Consider the following 17,990-nt stretch of genomic DNA (forward strand, 5'->3'; position numbering starts at 1 on the left):
TCTCAAGAGCGGTAATGTGTGGGGCTAAGCTTTAGAACACGTTGCAAGGAGATCCCATGGATTACCGCCAGGTCACCGTTCATCCCGAGTCGCGCATCGCCCCCAACGCCACGCTGGTGGGTAACGTGGAAGTGGCCAAAGATGCCACGATCCTGTTCAATGCCACGCTGCGCGGCGATTACGGCAGCCGCATCGTCGTGGGCGAGGGCTCCAACGTGCAGGAGAACAGCTGCCTGCACCTCGATTACAACCAGGACTGCATCGTGGGCCGCGACGTGACCATCGGGCACGGGGCCGTGGTGCACGGCTGCACGCTCGGCGACAACGTGCTCGTGGGCATGGGAGCCGTCGTCATGAACGGGGCGCACATCGGCGCGAACTCGCTGGTGGCCGCCGGCGCTCTGGTGACCGAAGGCACGCAGGTGCCGGAAGGGTCGCTTGTGGTGGGCGTGCCGGCGAAGGTGCGCCGGGCGCTGACCGAGGAGGAAATCGCCGGCAACCGCGAGGCGGCCGAGGGCTACGCCGCCATCGGCCGCGACCTAGCCGAGCAGGGCATCCTCTACTGGGGCGCCGACGTTCCCGCCGACGCCCGCACCATCGCCCTTAAGCAGAGCTAGCGAACGGCACGCTGTCAGACGAGTCCGTAGGGGCTGACCTTGGTCAGCCCTAATGCTCGAAAGCCGTAGAAGCTATCGCATCAGCGCTAATTACCTCGCGGCTGAGGGGCGACCGAGGTCGCCCCCCTACAGATGGGCTTTCGCACTAGTTTTCACGAGCGAAACGCGCTATATCTTGAGAAGAACCCCCTCAATAAGCCGGCAGAAGTCGGCTTCTCTTGTTTGGGCCACCTCGTGCACCTCCTCGTCGGAGGGGCTCGCGCCCTCCACGCCGCAGGCCATGTTGCTTACGAGCGAGATGCCGAGCACGCGCATCCCCACATGGCGCGCCGCGATGACCTCCTCGCACACGGACATGGCCACGGTGTCGGCGCCCCAAGAGCGGAACATCTGAATCTCCGCCGGCGTCTCGAAGGAGGGGCCGAGCAGGCCCAGGTAGACGCCCTCCTGCACGGGAATGGCCAGCGCCTCGGCAGTCTGCCGGGCCAGCTGGCGCAGGACCGGGTCGTAAGCGTCCAACATGGAGAAGAACCGCGGCGCCATGGCGGCGGGCTCGGTACCGGTGATGGGGTTGCGCCCCGTGAAGTTCAGCTGGTCGGTCATGATGCAGAAGTCGCCGACGCGGTAGCTCTCGTTGATGGCGCCGGCAGCGTTGGTGGTGATGAGCGTACCAGCCCCGAGCCGGGCCATGAGCCACACGGGGAAGGCGACCTCTTGGGCGGTGTAGCCCTCGTAGCCGTGGAGACGTCCCTGCATGGCGAGCACCCGTTTGCCGCCCAGCATGCCGGACACGAAGCGCCCCACGTGACCGTTGGCCGTGGAGACGCCCATGCCGGGCACCTCGCCGAAGGGGACGAAGACGGGATCGGCGATGCGCTCGGCCAGAGGACCGAGCCCCGATCCCAAAATCAACCCGAGTTCCGGCCGGAAAGCGCCCAGGCGCTCCTCCATCACCGCCTGGGCCGCATCCAGCGTCCCCCTCAGGTTTTCCAGAGCCATAGAGAATATCCTTTCTAGCGTTTCGCCACCAGTACGCGGGGTCTTCCCGTCAGATCGTCCACGATATGCACGTCGACGAATCCCGCTTGCTCGGCCACGGCACGGGCGGCATCCATATGCCCCTCATACAGCTCGCAGGCGAGCACGCCGCCAGGCTTCAGGGCCCGGGCGGCCCACTGGGCGAGCGGCCGGAACAGATCGAGCCCGTCGGCGCCCCCGTCCAGGGCGAGCGTCGGCTCGAAATCGGCCACCTCGCGCGGAATGCCAGCCATAACGGCGGTGGGCACGTAGGGCGGGTTGGAGACCACGGCGTCGAAGGTGCCCATGCGCTTCTCGCCGATGCCGGAGCCCAGCGAGCACTGCAGCACGGCCACGCGGTCGGCAAGCCCCAAGGCCTCGGTGTTTTCTTTGGCGAGCGCCACCGCCTCCGGCGCGACATCCGTGGCGATGACCCGCACATCCGGGTGCTCGTAGGCCAGCGAGCAGGCGATGCAACCGGATCCCGTGCACAGGTCGGCCACGAGAAGGCTCTTTCGAGTCTCATCCATGCTTGCAGACGAGGAGCGACCAAGGTCGCCCCCTACGGAGGAGTCCTCCGCAGCATCACTCGGTTCGGCTGCCGCATCAGCATCGTCGTCATTCGCAGCCGAGGGGCGACCGAGGTCGCCCCCTACGGAGAGGGAAGCAGATTCCCCCGCCTCCTCCAGGGCCTTCTTCACGGCAGCAACGGCCTCGCGCTCCTGCTCGGCGGCCTCGGGGTTCCACGCCACATCGCGGGGGCCGGGCGTCGGCAGCGCCGCAAGCACTTCGCTCACGAGCACCTCGGTCTCGGGCCGCGGAATGAGCACACCGGGCCGCACCTTCACGTTGATGTGCCGAAAAGCCACTTCCCCAGTGATGTACTGCAAGGGCTCCCCGGCCCCGCGCCGCCGCACATAGTCGCGCAGCACCCCACGCTCGTCCTCCGAAAGCGGCCGATCGAAATTGACGAAGAGCTGCGTGCGCGAAAGTCCGCAGGCCTCGGAGAGCAGCCACTGCGCCGAGAGCCGGGGATTCTCATCCCCCTTGTCGGCCAGGTACCCCTCAGTCCATTCCAGCGCTTTCTTTATCGTCCATTCAGACATCGGGTTAACGGCCTTTCAGTAGTGTAGAAGTCAGGCGCGGACAGGAGGCGATGGTGCCGCGCGCAGTTCATTCAATGGCATCCGTGAAAGCCGCAACCCTTTGCAAGCCCTGCCATTGAATGCTGTTTGAGCACGGTGCCGTCGCCTCCTGGCCGCGCCGTCAGGTTGAGGCTAAACAGCAGCTTCCAGCTTTTGCGCGCGGTCGGCGGCCTGCAAAGCCGTGATCACATCCCCCAGGTTGTCGCCCAGAAGCACCCCGTTGTAGGTGGAGTTGAACCCGATGCGGTGGTCGGTCACGCGGTCCTGCGGCCCGTTGTAGGTGCGGATCTTCTCGGAGCGGTCGCCGGAGCCGATCTGGGCCAGACGCTCGGCGCCCTCGGCGGCCTGCTGCTCGGCGAGCATCTTCTCGTAGAGGCGGGCGCGCAGCACGGCCATGGCCGCAATCTTGTTCTGCAGCTGCGACTTCTGGTCCTGGGACTGCACCACGAGACCCGTGGGCAGGTGCGTGATGCGCACGGCGGAGTCGGTCGTGTTCACGCACTGGCCACCCGGGCCGCCGGCGCGGTACACGTCGATGCGCAGGTCGCCCTCGTTGATCTCCACTTCCACCTCGTCGGCCTCGGGAAGGACGGCCACGGTGGCCGTGGAGGTATGGATGCGCCCCTGGGACTCGGTCTTGGGCACGCGCTGGACACGGTGCACGCCGGACTCGAACTTCATGACCGAGTACACGTGATCGCCCTTCACCTTGAACTGGATCTCCTTGAAGCCGCCGGCCTCGGAGGGCGAGGCGTCCATGGTCTCGGTCTTCCAGCCCTGGGCAGCGGCGAAGCGCTCGTACATCTTGTAGAGGTCGCCGGCGAAAATGGCGGCCTCGTCGCCGCCGGCCGCCGCGCGGATCTCCACGATGATGTCCTTTTCGTCGGCCGGATCGGCCGGGATGAGCATGAACTTGATGTCCTCCTCCAGCTGGGGCAACCGGCCCTCGATGGAGGCGATCTCCTCCTGGGCGAACTCCTTCATGTCGGCGTCGGAGAGCATCTCCTTGGCCGCTTCCAAATCGTCCATGGCCGCCACGTACTCGGCCGCCTTCTTGGCGAGCGGGCCCTGGGAGGCGTACTCCTTGGCGAGCCGGTTGTACTCCTTCTGATCGGCGAGCACTGCCGGATCGCCCATCTTGGCCTGCAGCTCGTCGTAGGCCTCGATGATCTTCTGGAGCTTCTCTTTCATATCAGTTTCCTGCATGGGTGCTTCCTTTGCGTGAAACGGGTGTGTTGGAAAGCGCCCGAAGGCGCAACTTTGCATTGTAGCAGAAGGGGCACCAACAAACGCGCCCTTCGGTGAAAGACCATGGCGGAAAGCAGACCCTACAATGGCACCGCGTCCCTCGGGACAGCATCGCGGAATGGCCCGGCGTCGAGTTCGGAAAGCCCGAACACATCAACCTTTTTGCCCGAAAGCCGATGAAGATCCTCTGCCACCCCAAACACATTGAGGGGCCTGAAACCTGGGTTCCCCACAAACAAGATGTCAATGTCAGAGGACGCATCTGCCTCGTCGCGAGCATAGGACCCGAACAAGCTCGCCGAGCGCATGTCGTACTTCTCAAGCAAAGGTATGACCCACGAGCGAATTTGATCTGTTGTGAGCAAACCCGTTTCCATCGATGCTTCCTCCTTTCGTTTGAGCCCCATTTTAGCGTCAGATAAGAATATTTGGGACGCAACATCTCCGAACCAAAGAAAGGGACGGAAGCCATTCCGTCCCTTTCTGTAAGATGACGCTTGCAGCTATTTACGCAGTGGTTGGCACAAGCTCGTTGTCCTCCAGATGCGGCAATCGCAAAGATTCCAAGCGATCCAATGCCCCTGTCCCATCTTCATGGGATGAGACCGCTGCGTTGCCATCCGTGCCACCCAAGGGCGCATCTCTATCCGTCGGAGCCACTTCCTCGGCAAGCCAGAGCGCGATGTTGTTCAAGCACTGACGGTCCGTCGAAACAAATGCTTCAGTAGTCTTGATCAGCTGCGGGTAAAGGCAAGGATCGCTCATTTTACGCACTTCTGCCGCAAATGAGGGGATCCATGCAAGCAGATGATCGTCGGCGAACTTCGCTTGCGCCTGCAGAAGCGTCACGAGCTCGCGCCAATCTCTCTTATCGAATGCCTCCATGGCATCTCGGGCAAGACACGACATGAAGGCCATTTCTAGCGCAATATGGTCATCCGGCGTTCGCGGATAGCGCGCAGGAAGAACATTGAACCGACGGTAAAAGTCCCGAACGGCTAATGTCACTTCCGAAAGCAGGGAATGATCGCCAGAGCGATAGAAAGACTCAGACGGAACCACAAGCGCCTTCGGAAACCCGTAGAAGATTGCGACGTACTCGTCACCGCATAGCCCGAGAAAGCGTTGCCGCCTCTCATCATCTGCCAGCTCGCGACACAGTCTCTCAAGAAAGCCCTGGCATTTTTCGATCGTCTCGTCCTCTTGGGCGTAAATGCCCAAGGCCTCCGAAGTATCAGAGCCGCCGAGCGCTTCCATCAACTCTTCAGTCGGCTCACCACCGTAAAGCTTGTGGAACAGCAGATAGAGATACGCCCTTGCAGATAGTATCTTTTTGCAAGAGTCCATTTCTTCCGTCATGGCACCTCCTGCCTCACTCATACCGAACATCAAATAACTCGCTCTCGACAGAGAGACGCGGGGCATAAAGACGCCCCGCGTCCGCGACTATTAGTAGGTCACCTCGCGATAACCGCTCTCGAGGGCAGCTTCACGCGACTTAATCAGCAGATTGGGCCCCGTCACTTCAGCGCTGGGAAGCACCGACACCTCCTGAACCAAATCGTCGCCATGGGCTAAACGCAGTTCATTCAAGTCACCGAACTCTAATGCGCGATAGGGACATGCGTCCACGCACACCGGCAAGTATCCGCCTTCCCGCAGAGCGTTGCAGGTATCGCACTTCACAACGAGGTTTTCTGCCTCGATGTACTGAGGTGCGCCATAGGGGCATACGTTCAGGCACGTTTGACAGCTGATGCACACATCATCGTCATGCAGCACAAGGCCATCCTTGTTCTTGAACATAGCTCCCGTCGGACAATTTTCGACACATGCCGGTTTCTCGCAATGGTTGCAAGAAACGCTTGTGACGTACCCGGCCACCGAAGGAAAAGTGCCCGTTTGATAGCGATGCACCCTGCGAGGAGCGAACCCGACCTCGAAGAGATCGAAACGATCTTGACACGCCGTGCGGCACGCGGCGCATCCGGAGCAACGCGTCATATCAAAGTAAAATCCCAGACTCATTTCCAGCCCTCCTTTCCTTACTGTTCCTCAATCTGGAAGATATCGCGCTCGCAATCGGGCGGCACGGGCTCTCCCTCGTACTTCTCAATATTGACGATACCGTTGTTGTAGCCGGACAATCCGGGCATGTAATTGCTACGAACTGCAGGGGTAAGGACATTGGCAGAACCGCCGCGGTCGATCCAATGCTCCGGATCCGACTCGTCGAGATCGAGGTTGCCAGCGCTCTCCGCCAGGCCCAGGCAACCGGGCATGACCCCCTCCATCAACGTGACGCGTCGCAAAATGCATCCGCCATCAGGATTCCAGATACGAGCCGTATCGCCTTCCTCCAACCCCTCCTTCTGAGCATCGACTGGATTAATGTAAAGGCTGTGGGGATACAGCTCCTTGCCGACAAGGCTCCAGTTGTCGGAATGGCTGCCACGGGCCGGATGGAAAGTGAAGAACTGATAGGGATAATCGCCCTTGATCTGCTTGTCCCAATCGCTGAACGTCTTTTCGTACCCTATCGTAGGCTCGTAGTAGTTGGGGTAGGGCTTCATCGGTGTTTCAGGATCGACGAAGTCGGGCGTATTGAAATTGTCCGCTTTCAGCTGACTATAAATCTCCCACAGGCCACTTGCCGAAGGAAGAGGATTCGCGGCGGGGTCATCGATAAAGTCCTGATAGCAATAGCGCTTCGCGTAGGCATCGTCCTTCGAGCGAGGATATTGGTAACCGCCGTGCTCGACGAATTCCTCGAAATCGACCTCACCCTCTTGGGGCTCTAGTTCGACGCCGTGACGATCGATGGTGTCTTGAGTAATCGTCAGCAGCGTGTGCTCGGTCCCATCCTCATCTGTCGCGACACCACCGGCCATGCAATTGAAATAGCTCTGGATGGCATCCGTTGCAACAATCTCGTCGGGATCGAAACCCAGGCGCGCACCTATCTCCCTGGATATCCAATCGTCCGAGTGGCACTCCCACATGGGCTCGCACACGGGATAGTTGGCAGATACGAAGTCGACGCCATAGTAACGATTGACGGTGCCGCTCGGCCACGCATACTCCGCATGGTCGAAGCTGCCCTCCCATTTGGAAGGAACCGGCAGCACGATATCGCTGAATCGCGCGACCGTGGACGCATAAATGGCGTTGGTGAGAACGAACTCACAGTTCCTGTACACTTTCACCGCGTTGAACAAATCGATGCTCATCGAGAGGAAGTTGCGGCATCCGTTCCAGATGAATTTGACGTTGATGTCGTGCTCAACGCCACTGTTATAGGGATTCGGCGATTCCTGCTGGGAATGGGCGCCGTAAGAGGTGTACTTCCCCTCAAGCATGTTGCGCCAATGCAGCGGCGCGGCGATCAAGTTGCGCCCAACCGAAGGGATGCCCGCGAGATTGACTCCTGGCTCGGCCTCGAACTTCAGGGGGTTCTGAATCGAAGACGCCGCGCGACCGCGTGCCCCAGTGTAGGCTTTAGTGACGTAGTTCATCGCTGTCAGGTTGTAGAACACGGCATTGCCCTGCTTGCCCATATGGCCGCCCATGAGCCCGATGGTATAGATCATCTGGGGATAGTTCTCCACACCGGTGCAACGCGCCGCAGCTGTGCCCGTCGCCAAAATTACGTTGTTCTGCTTGCTCATGATCGCGGCCATGTCCTTGATGTCCTGCTCAGGTGCACCGCAAATGAGGCTGGCCCACGCCGCTGTTTTGGGCGTGTCGTCGTACTCTCCCAACAGATACCCTTGGTAACATTCCTGGAGTTTGGCGTCGTCGGGCATGTTGTCCATCGTGAAGCCCTTGGTGTACTTGGCGAGGAACTCCCAATCGATGACATCGCCCGCGCTCTCGTCCAGCTTCACCATCTCGTAGGCGACACCGTTCCAAAACGCTGTATCAGTTCCGGGACGAACCGGGATCCACCGCGCTTCAAGTTGAGTAGCACCCTGGTTGTAGCAAGGCCCCACATAGACGAATTTCGCTCCCGCTTCTTTCGCAGCCGTCAGATAAGCGCCGGAGGCGTTCGCGGTAAACACGGGATCCGAGGACGCGAGAACGAAATAGTCGGCATATACCCAATCCTGGGGGTCGTCGCCCATGTAGTTTCCGTAGAAGGGCAGGCCCCACCAACTCGTATCCGCCTGCCATGTTCCGCAGGAAATAGTGTCGTTGATCTCTACGTAACCACCCATGAGGTTCAGAACATTCTGGATCGAGCCGCCCATGCTGATAAAGCTGATGGTGCATGTGGGGCCATAGGTTCCATATATACGCTTAATCTCCGCGGCGCAGAGGTCGAGCGCCTCATCCCAACTGATGCGCTCCCATTCGTCTTTGCCACGCATCTGGCCGTTCGAATTCTCTCCGCCACCAGGCTGCCATCCCTTGCGCTTCATGGGATACTTGATGCGGCTGGGGCTGTATATCCACTCTCGAGCGACTTTGTAAGCGTGGCAGCTTCTCAGCTGGAGATTGTAGCTATCCTCTTCGAAATAATCGACAACCTTCCCTCGCATGGGGACGCTGTCAACGACATATTGGCACGGAGAGCACGTAAGCGAGCATCCCTTGGGGCACGGAACGCCCTGCCAGCGTCCTCGCCCTTCTAGAATCGCCCCATCTGAATCAACAACGTGTTGATTCAGATCGGTGGCATCGGCCTTCTCCCCCGTTGCAGATAAGCTTCCTTCGCTGTTTGGCGCGCAGCCAAAAGCCGCACCTGCAGCAGCCAATGCGGCGGCCGTAGCTCCGCCGCGCAAGAAACTACGGCGGCTAACGGTGGTACTGTTTTTTGACGACATTGATCCTCCTCCTGTTCGTATGTTGATTTTTCGCCAAAGCGTGTCCAAGCAAGTGATCTCCTCTCTCCTTTGGATGTTCCGCGCTGCAAATGAGCATTCGAGTTGCTCAAGGTTCGGAGCCGTCGACGTATAGCGTGCTCGGAAGCGGCGAGGGAAGAAGGGAGGGGGATTTAAAAACTTAAACAGCATCTCTCGATACCCGCTCAGACGATCATCCATATCCGACAGCGCCGAACTGGTTGGTCATGCTAAATCGAGACAGGAGGGCAGCCGGTCATGAAATTGGATACCTCGAGGTAAATCGCGTCTCATGAAACATGGGATATTGCCCTTCGGACGTCTTTCAGACACTTTGCGCAGTCTCTTGTCGATCCCTTTCGTGCTAGGATAGCTTCAGAGGAGGATCCCGTTGAAACGCATCAAATACATCACCGAAGCTTCTCTTAGCTTCGCACTCATCATTGCTGCCAACTCTATGGCCGAATGGCTTCCTTTTGTTCCGAATGCTGAAAGCGGTTTGCCCCATTTGCTCATGGAGCTTATAAGCCCCTTGACCTACTGCCTGACATGGATCCTATGTATGTTCATAGGCTTCTTCGCTCCTGCATCCGCAAAGGGCCCAGTTGTCTTCGGGGCACTCGGTCTCATATATGCGAACATGGCCACCGCTCTCTTCCGGCAATGCGGATTCGAAATCCCCATTGAGGCAAACGTTGCGGGCACGATAGCGAACAACATTGGCGCGCCCCTGCTCTACCTATTGTGGGAACAATACTTTGCCAGCGAGGACGACGACCAGTGCATCGCTGACATACTGGTCGGTCGCGGACTTCCCGTTTTGCTCTTTGCTTTGCTAGGCCTTATATCAAGCAGCAGCCAAACGATGGGGCTGCGTGCGGTGATATTGCTTGTTGCGGCCGTCACTTTGACCCGTTGCTACCGTTCGATGGACTGGAGCGCGCCGATGTACGCCGAGCGCCCGCTCGACCATCGGCGCACCTATCTCAATGTCATGGTCTTGTCATGGAAAAGCGCTTTATGCATCGGCTCACTTGCCTTCCTGTACACGGTTTTAAGATCGGCGTTTACAAGTAGCAATAGCACCTTAAATGGAATATTTACTTATGCACCACTGCTCGGAATGCTTGTAGCGTCCTTGGCCATCATGGCGCTATGGCAGCGCCGCTCCTTCTCTTTCAATGTCATACAGGTATTCCGCTCGCTCTTTCCGTTCCTACTCTGCCTACTTGCCGCCATTCCGCTATTCGCCACAGCGCTCCCTCAGATCACTTACGGCATCGCGTATGGAATCTTTTCTCTTTTGGTATCCATAGGGATGGTGCAGTGTTGCCAAACGTGCAAGAGAGATGGAATAAGTCCTTTGTTTATGTTTGGATTCTATTTCGGCATTGTCAACGTTATGCAGCTTCTCGGTTATGGCTTCAGCTCGATACTGACGACCTATGCCTTCTTCGGACAACCGCATGGGTTCGTCATCGCCCTATCGGCCATGTTCGTCACGTCACTCGTTTTCTATTTAGTACGGGGCGATCTCGATTCGAAGACGACAGCATTCACGAATGCAGAGTTTATCGCCCTTAGCCATGTCCCCGATTCCGATTCGCGCCTGGTCGTTTCAACCAATCCTCGGGACGCCCTCCGCAATCCCTATTGGGACAGGCTTGCGAAACAGTGCGCCAATACAGCAGCTCGCTTTCGTCTCACGGCGCGTGAAGCCGAGGTACTAGAACTGCTCGCCAGAGGGAACACCGTCCCTGCTATCGCCGAAAGCTTGGTCATATCCACCGGCACTGTGCAAACTCATTGCAAGCGGCTCTATGCGAAGATGGGCATTCATAAGAAGCAGGAGTTGATTGACATAGTCCGGGCCTCGACGGACTATGTCAAAGATCAGTCGCCGCAAAAGTCCTCGAAACCAAGGTAAATCAAAGACGATCAATGGCCGTCGTCTTCGGAATCTGGAACGTTGCAGACGCCCCCGGGGCAGCGCTCGGTGAGGTCGAAGGTGTCGGCATGGCGCGCGCCCGCTGCGGCCAGACGCGCCTTCAGCTGGCGGTGCAGCTCGCGCTCGCGACGACGGTGCTCAGCCAGAATATGGGCCACGGCGCGGGGCTGCTCGCGGATTTCGTGCAGCGCCTCTCCCAGATCGGCATTGACCGAATGGGCCATGACGGAGGCGAGCAGCGGCATGAGGAACACCGTGACGCCGCCGGCGGCCACGAGCACGGAGGCGGTCTGCTGGCTCATGGCCTCGGCGGAGACGGCCACGCTGGTGACGGCCACGATGATGGGAAGCGCCGTCGTGCAGTAGAAGGCGACGGTAAGCCGCTCGCGCACGTCCATGGTGCGCGACTCGCGTCCCGTGGAGAGGCCCACGAAGATGGGCAGCGCGCGCACGAACAGCAGAAGGAGGATGAACAGCCCCAAAAGCTCCGGCTCGGCACCGATGGCCCGCACGTCCACCTTCGCCCCGGACACCACGAAGAACAGCGGCACGAGGAAACCGTAGGCGATGGCGTTGTGCTTCATCTCCATGGTCTGGTCGCCCTCAGGGATGAGGTAGCGCAGGATGAAGCCGGCGGCGAAGGCGCCGAGCACGATATCCAAATCGAAGACGGCGGAAACAGCCGTCAGGCCGATGAGCAGCAGATTCACCGAACGGATGACCATCTGCGTGTTGGTGTTGGCATTGGCAACGATGAACCGGTGCACGTAGCCGCCGATGCGCTCGGCGATCTTCGGCACGGCGGCGGCCGCCACGGCGATAGCGAGGAACGCGAGGAGGATGACCACGGTCTGCCAGGTGGCCCGGGTCGAGAGCAGAAGCGCCATGGCGATGATGGGAAGCAGCTCGCCCCAGGTGCCGTAGGCGATGATCTCGTTCCCCATCCGCGTGCCCAGGATGCCGCGCTCCTGCAGAATGGGCAGAAGCGTGCCCATGGCCGTGGTAGTGAGCGCGATGACCACGGCCAGGCCGTCCAGCTCGAAGGCCGACAGCGTCGGCCAAATGGCCACGACGACGAACGCGATGGCGAAGGTGACAGCCCAGGTGACGGCGCCGCGCTTCCCCTCCGTGCCGGTGAGGCTCTTCGGCGATATCTCGTAGCCGGCGAGAAGGAACAGGAAGGCGAGGCCCAAATCCGACAGCAGGTTGATGGCGTCGGTAGACTGAATGGCACCGAGCCCGTGAGGGCCGAGCAGCGCCCCGGCTAGAAGAAGGAGCACCGTCTCGGGAATCGGCTTGCCCGGAATGAGCCCGGCGATGATGGGGCACGCGACGGACACCAGCGATATGAGGGCCAGCGAGACCAAATCGATCGCCATGACGCTTCCTTTCTCTCCCCTGCGCGAACGCGCGCGGTTTTCGAGTCCACTATAGGCATTTTAACGAATGTGGGCGGCATACAGGGAGCGGCGATGACAGACTGTTGAAGACGTGAGCGATTCAGCCGCAGATTATCTGCCGTCTGTGCCACGGTTTCGTGTCAGCCCCTTGACGCGGCGTCGCGCCGGCGGCGCCTTTGGCTAGAATACCAGGCAGAAGCGGATCCCAGCCGATGCGCACCAAGGCGAGTTCGGCCCATTCCGCGCTATACGAACATCCATTTAGGAGGATATCATGGCTGAGGTAATCAAGACGGCTGACGAGTTCCAGACGAAGGTGCTCGAAGCGAAGACCCCGGTGCTCGTCGACTTCTTCGCCACCTGGTGCGGCCCGTGCCGCATGGTGGCGCCGGTCATCGACGAGATCGCGGCCGAAAAGGCGGGTCAGGTGGCCGTCTACAAGGTGGACATCGATCAGAGTCCGGACTTGGCCTTCAAGTACCAGGTCTCCAGCGTGCCGACCCTCATCGTCTTCGAGAACGGCCAGATCAAAAATGAGCGCCTCGGCGCCCAGCCCAAGCAGAACATCCTCGCGATGCTCTAGTTTCAACAGAAGCAATGTTCAGCAGGAACACGGGGTGCCTTGACCGAGCGAGTTCCGCAGATGGTATCGAAGGCGCAAAGCCGCAGAGTACGCAAGATCGCCTCGCCTTCGATATCATCGAGGACTGTCTGAGCGAATCAAGGTGCCCCGTGGTCCCGCCCGAGGGAGACCCACAACTATGACTGAACAAGTTACCGACAACCGCATGGGCGCGCCGGTGGGGCCCGATGAGGGCCAGGAGGTGTACGACCTCGCCATCATCGGCGCGGGCCCAGCCGGTCTCACGGCGGCGCTGTACGCGGCCCGCGCCGGACTTTCCACCGCCCTATTCGAGCGCCTCTCCCCCGGCGGCCAGTGCGCCCAAACCGAGCACTTGGAGAACTACCCCGGCTACACCCGATCCACCAGCGGCTTCGAGCTATCCATGGACATGTACGATCAGGCCCTCTCCTTCGGGGCGAAGGCCATCATGGAAGACGTCACCTCCGTGGACTTCTCCGCCGAGCCCAACAAGCTCGTCACGCCCTTCAACACCTACTTCGCCCGCACGGTCATCGTGGCCACGGGCGCGGTGGCCAGCCAGCTCGGGCTGCCCCGCGAGGATGAGCTGCGCGGCCGCGGCGTATCCTATTGCGCCACCTGCGACGGCAACTTCTATCGCGACAAGGACGTGGTGGTCGTGGGCGGCGGCAACACGGCGGCGGCCGACGTCATCTACCTCGCGCGCATCTGCCGCAAGGTGTACCTGGTGCACCGGCGCGACAAACTGCGGGCCACGGCCATCTACCATGAACGCCTACGCGAGCTCGGCAACGTCGAGTTCTGCTGGGACAGCATTGCCGAGGAGTTCATCACGGGCGAGAACGGGCGCGTGACGGGACTCAAGCTGCGCAACGTGAAGACTGACGACGAGCGAGTGCTTGCCGCCTCGGCCGTGTTCATCGCCATCGGCATGAGGCCCTACACCGCTTTTTTGGAGGGCGACCTGGAAACCGATGGCGGAGGCTATATCGTCGCCGACGCCATGGGCAGAACCACGATGCCCGGCGTGTTCGCCGCCGGCGACGTGCGCACCAAGGAGCTGCGCCAGGTGGTCACCGCCGTGGCCGACGGCGCCAACTGCGCCCAGTCCGCCTCAGAGTTTCTGGAGGCCAAGGAGGCCATTGAAGAGGCTCCCTCGGCGGTATAAAGACGTCCGAGCGCCGAAATCCCATTCATAAAAGAAGCGCGCCCGGATCCCGAAAAGGATCCGGGCGCGCCGTGTTGACCGACCGCGGCTCTAGTCCGTCGGGAAGAAGACGTCCATACGGGCGTCTTCTTTCTGCTTGCCAGCGAGCGTTCCCACCACCATGAGGACGCCGGCTGCCGTCACGCCGATGACGATCTGGTGCAAATCGGCCACTTTGAAGCCCGCGGCCATGGCGGCGCAGTAGGCCAACGTGCCGCCGGCGAGCGAGAGCAGAGCGCCCGTGGCGTTGGCCCGCTTCCAGAACAACCCGCAGACAAGCACGAATAGAAACGCCGTCTCCAGGCCGCCGAAGGCGAACATGTTGATCTTCCAGATGACGTCTGGCGGCACGATGGAGAGCACGAACACGAGCAGGCCCACCGCCAGCGTCACCGCCTGGCTGGAAAGGGCGACGGAGCGCTGGGAGGGCGCGTGCCCGCGGTCGTCGCACCAGTGCAGGTAGACGTCCTTGATGATGGCCGAGGACGACGAGATGAGCAGCGATGACACCGTGGAAATGGACGCGGCCACAGGTCCTATGATGGCGATGCCCGCCAACGCCGGCGGCAGCGAGGCCGTGATGACCGTCGGGATGATGTTGTCCACGCTGCCCCCGTAGGCGGCGAGGTCCTCCGTAAGAACACCGGCTGTAAGCACGCCGAGCGAGGTGACGCCGATCATCATGGCGCCGATGATGACGGTGCCCCAGATCATGGCGCGGTGCAGCGACTTCACGTCCTTGTAGCCCATGGTGCGCACCACCGATTGGGGCAGCACGAAGGTGAACACGCCCACGAGCAGCCACTGGGTGAAATACAACGACGGCGGCATGGCGCCTCCGGCAAAGGGCTCAAGCATCTCCGGGGAAGTCTCCTTGATAGAGGTCATGATGGCCTCGTAGCCGCCCCCGGCGGAGAGAATGCCCCCGGCGAGCACCACAATGCCGACGAGCATCATGACGCCGCAGAGCGCGTCGGTCACGGCCACGCCGCGGAAACCGCCGATGGTGGTGAACAGGATGACCGCCACGCCGAACAGCGCCAGACCCACCAGGTAGGAGTACCCGGTCACCGCCTCAAAGAGCTTCGCGCCGCCGACGAACTGGGCCACCATGGTGGCGGCGAAGAACAGCACGATGACGAGCGCCGATAAGTTTGCGAGCGCATTGGACCCGTAACGGGCGCGAATCACGTCGACCACCGTGACGGCGTCCAGCTTGCGGGAGATGAGCGCCATCTTCTTCCCGAAAATGCCGTACAGAAGCACCAGCGCCGTCACCTGTACCACCGCCATGTACACCCAGCCGAAACCGATCTGCCATGCCTGGCCGGGACCGCCCACGAAGGAGCTCACCGATCCGTAGGTGGCGATGGTGGTCATGGCCAGCACGAAGCCGCCAAGGGCACGGTTGCCGATGAAGTAGCTGTTGACGAAGCCGCCCCCGGCCGCATCGGCACGGCGACGCACGACGATGCTCGCCGCCAGGGCAACGAGGAGGAAGAGGATAAGCGGGATGAGGGAGGCGAGACTAGCCACGGCGGGCCTCCTCCCCTTCAGCGTCCGTTGCGCCGGCAGTGGCTGCACCGACTACAGCCTCGGCGTCATCGTCGAGGCTGAAATCCGCGAAGACGCAGTGGGCAAGCACGACGGCGCAGACGATAGCCGCGATCCACGGACCGATTGTGCCCCCGATGATCCACAGCGGCGTCGAGAACACCTCGATGCCACAGCCGGCAAGCCCGATACCGCCCACAAGCCACACGGCCACGATGACCGCCAGCGCGACGACGGTCGCCACCGCCTCCCGGTTGGCCTGGCGCATCTTGGCGCCATAGGTGGAAAACGTTCTCCTCATGCCCATCTCCTCTCGCCACCGGCCTTCCGCCCCCTTCGACATCCGGCCCTTTCGATCCCGCGCTCGTTCCTTCGGAACGTAAAAAGCTCCGAGGGCAGTGTACCCTCGGAGCCTTGCGTTTGACGCGGTGTTATCTATAGTTTCTGGCTATAGGTCTAGATGGCGGCATCCCTGATCACGTCGATGAACTTCTGACGATCCCACTGGCCCAAATCGCCCTCCGAGCGCTCGCGCACGCTGACGAGCTTCTCCTCGACCTCCTTGTCGCCCATGACGATCATGTAGGGGATCTTCTGGCTCTGGGCCTTCGCGATCTTCACCTTCATGGGCTCGTTCTGATCCATGACCTCCACGCGGCCGCCCACGGCCTTAAGCTCGCCAGCGAACTCGGCCGCCGCCTCCTTGTGGCGGTCGGCGATGGGGATGACGGCTACCTGTACCGGGGCCAGCCACAGCGGCAGCGCGCCGGCATAGTGCTCGATGAGGATGCCGAGGAAGCGCTCGATGGAGCCGAAGATGGCGCGGTGCAGCATCCAGGGGGTCTCCTCGGTGTTGTCCTCGGTGCGGTAGGTCAGCCCGAAGCGCATGGGCATGTTGAAGTCGATCTGCACCGTGGAGCACTGCCAGGTGCGCCCGATGGCGTCCTTCACCTTGATGTCGATCTTCGGCCCGTAGAAGGCGCCGTCGCCCTCGTTGATGTCATAGGCGAGACCCCGGCGCGCGCAGGCCTCCTTCAGCGACTCGGTGGCGTGCTCCCACATGTCGTCGGTGCCGATGGACTTGTCCGGGCGCGTGGAGATCTCGGCCTCGTAGGTGAAGCCGAAGGTGCCCATGATGTAGTCGACCAGCTCCAGGATGGCGACCACCTCATCGACCACCTGATCTTTGGTGCAGAAGATGTGGGCGTCGTCCTGGGTGAAGCCGCGGGCGCGAAGCAGGCCGTGGACCACGCCGGACATCTCGTGGCGGTACACGGTGCCGAACTCGAAGTAGCGCAGCGGCAGGTCGCGGTAGGAGTGCAGCTCGTTCTTGTAGATGATCACGTGCCCCGGGCAGTTCATGGGCTTCACGCCGTACTCGGAGTAGCGCGGCTCCTCATCGGTACCCTCGTTGATCTGGAAGAAGTACATGTTCTCGTGGTAGAAGCCGTAATGGCCGGAGGTCTTCCACACATCCGCGTTGTAGATGTGCGGGGTGATGACCTCCTCGTAGCCGCGCTCGTACAGATCGCGGCGCAGCCACTCCTGCAGGGTGCGGATGACGCGCGCGCCCTTAGGGAGGTACAGCGGCAGGCCCACGCCGGCCATGGGCTCCATCATGTAGATGCCCAGCTCGCGCCCGAGCTTACGGTGGTCGCGCTTCTCGGCCTCCTCCAGGTTGTGCAGGTACTCTTCCAGCTCCTTTTTGCCGAAGAACGCCGTGCCGTAGATGCGGGTGAGCATCTCGTTGTCCGAGTCGCCCTTCCAGTAGGCGCCGGCCACCTTGGTGAGCTTGTAGGCGCCGAGCTTGCCGGTGTCGGGCACGTGCGGCCCGCGGCACAGGTCGGTGAAGTCGCCGAGCTGGTAGATGGAGATGGTCTCGTCCTCGGGCAGCTCGGCGATGAGCTCGAGCTTGAGCGGCTGGTCGGCGAAGATCTCCCGCGCCTCGTCGCGGCTGACCTCGCGACGGACGATGGCGGCGCCGGACTTGGCGATCTCGGCCATGCGGGCCTCAATGGCGGCGAAGTCGTCCGGCGAGACGGTCACGCCCTCGGGCAGCTCGATGTCGTAGTAGAAGCCGTTCTCGATGGCCGGGCCGACGCCGAACTTCACACCGGGGTACATATCGGTGAGGGCGGCGGCCAGAAGATGGGCCGTGGAATGGCGCATGAGCTCGAGGCCCTCGTCGCTCTTGGCGGTGACGATGGCCACGGAATCGCCGTCGGAGACGACGGCGTCCAAGTCGACGGGGGTGTCGTTGACGATGCCGGCCAGCGCCGCGCGGGCGAGCCCCGCCCCGATGGAGGCGGCCACGTCGGCGACGGTGGCGCCCTCTTCCAGCTCCTTGACGGATCCGTCGGGCAGTACGATGTTCATGGAACTCCTTTCCTCGCGCCGGGCGCGCAC

At 61.3% G+C, this 17,990-nt stretch carries 15 protein-coding genes; 4 read left to right on the top strand and 11 right to left on the bottom strand.

What is annotated here, in order from left to right; translation table 11 throughout:
• Positions 1-56 precede the first annotated feature (56 nt).
• The gene (locus tag AEQU_RS05760; RefSeq protein WP_022739991.1) at positions 57-617 is read left to right on the top strand and encodes a gamma carbonic anhydrase family protein; all 561 of its coding nucleotides are present in this window, start codon (positions 57-59) and stop codon (positions 615-617) included.
• Positions 618-785: 168 nt separating this feature from the next.
• Here AEQU_RS05760 and AEQU_RS05765 read toward each other — a convergent pair whose 3' ends face one another.
• From AEQU_RS05765 to AEQU_RS05795, 7 genes are all read right to left on the bottom strand, one after another.
• Positions 786-1,616 (bottom strand): purine-nucleoside phosphorylase, encoded by an 831-nt coding sequence (locus AEQU_RS05765; RefSeq protein ID WP_022739992.1) that lies wholly within the window; start codon positions 1,614-1,616, stop codon positions 786-788.
• 14 nt (positions 1,617-1,630) lie between these two features.
• Positions 1,631-2,740: a N5-glutamine methyltransferase family protein gene (locus AEQU_RS05770; RefSeq protein ID WP_022739993.1), complete on the bottom strand. Its 1,110-nt coding sequence runs from the start codon at positions 2,738-2,740 to the stop codon at positions 1,631-1,633.
• A gap of 171 nt (positions 2,741-2,911) precedes the next feature.
• A complete protein-coding gene (gene prfA, locus AEQU_RS05775; protein ID WP_022739994.1) occupies positions 2,912-3,985 on the bottom strand; it encodes a peptide chain release factor 1 in 1,074 nt (357 codons plus the stop codon).
• 122 nt (positions 3,986-4,107) lie between these two features.
• A complete protein-coding gene (locus AEQU_RS05780; RefSeq protein WP_022739995.1) occupies positions 4,108-4,404 on the bottom strand; it encodes a nucleotidyltransferase family protein in 297 nt (98 codons plus the stop codon).
• Between the two features lie 130 nt (positions 4,405-4,534).
• A complete protein-coding gene (locus AEQU_RS05785; RefSeq protein WP_022739996.1) occupies positions 4,535-5,386 on the bottom strand; it encodes a TorD/DmsD family molecular chaperone in 852 nt (283 codons plus the stop codon).
• Between the two features lie 90 nt (positions 5,387-5,476).
• Entirely contained in the window at positions 5,477-6,055 is a 579-nt protein-coding gene (locus AEQU_RS05790; protein ID WP_041714520.1) for a 4Fe-4S dicluster domain-containing protein, read from the bottom strand.
• Between the two features lie 17 nt (positions 6,056-6,072).
• Positions 6,073-8,853 (bottom strand): molybdopterin-containing oxidoreductase family protein, encoded by a 2,781-nt coding sequence (locus AEQU_RS05795; RefSeq protein WP_158318401.1) that lies wholly within the window; start codon positions 8,851-8,853, stop codon positions 6,073-6,075.
• A 409-nt stretch (positions 8,854-9,262) separates the two neighbouring features.
• On the opposite strand from AEQU_RS05795, the gene AEQU_RS05800 reads away from it, so the two are divergent.
• On the top strand, positions 9,263-10,798 hold the full coding sequence (locus AEQU_RS05800) for a response regulator transcription factor (protein ID WP_022739999.1): 1,536 nt from the start codon (positions 9,263-9,265) through the stop codon (positions 10,796-10,798).
• 11 nt (positions 10,799-10,809) lie between these two features.
• Here the strand turns inward: AEQU_RS05800 and AEQU_RS05805 are convergent, their stop codons facing one another.
• Positions 10,810-12,198: a cation:proton antiporter gene (locus AEQU_RS05805; protein ID WP_022740000.1), complete on the bottom strand. Its 1,389-nt coding sequence runs from the start codon at positions 12,196-12,198 to the stop codon at positions 10,810-10,812.
• Positions 12,199-12,493: 295 nt separating this feature from the next.
• Between AEQU_RS05805 and trxA the strand changes: the two genes are divergently transcribed.
• Positions 12,494-12,802 (top strand): thioredoxin, encoded by a 309-nt coding sequence (gene trxA, locus AEQU_RS05810; RefSeq protein WP_022740001.1) that lies wholly within the window; start codon positions 12,494-12,496, stop codon positions 12,800-12,802.
• 178 nt (positions 12,803-12,980) lie between these two features.
• A complete protein-coding gene (gene trxB, locus AEQU_RS05815; protein WP_022740002.1) occupies positions 12,981-13,991 on the top strand; it encodes a thioredoxin-disulfide reductase in 1,011 nt (336 codons plus the stop codon).
• 90 nt (positions 13,992-14,081) lie between these two features.
• Here the strand turns inward: trxB and panF are convergent, their stop codons facing one another.
• From panF to thrS, 3 genes are all read right to left on the bottom strand, one after another.
• Entirely contained in the window at positions 14,082-15,566 is a 1,485-nt protein-coding gene (gene panF, locus AEQU_RS05820; RefSeq protein ID WP_022740003.1) for a sodium/pantothenate symporter, read from the bottom strand.
• Positions 15,559-15,885 (bottom strand): DUF997 family protein, encoded by a 327-nt coding sequence (locus tag AEQU_RS05825; RefSeq protein ID WP_022740004.1) that lies wholly within the window; start codon positions 15,883-15,885, stop codon positions 15,559-15,561. Before AEQU_RS05825 ends, panF begins: the two co-directional genes overlap by 8 nt.
• A gap of 155 nt (positions 15,886-16,040) precedes the next feature.
• Positions 16,041-17,960: a threonine--tRNA ligase gene (gene thrS, locus AEQU_RS05830; protein WP_022740005.1), complete on the bottom strand. Its 1,920-nt coding sequence runs from the start codon at positions 17,958-17,960 to the stop codon at positions 16,041-16,043.
• Positions 17,961-17,990 lie beyond the last annotated feature (30 nt).

The organism is Adlercreutzia equolifaciens DSM 19450 (genome assembly GCF_000478885.1).
GTDB classification, from domain to species: Bacteria; Actinomycetota; Coriobacteriia; order Coriobacteriales; family Eggerthellaceae; genus Adlercreutzia; species Adlercreutzia equolifaciens.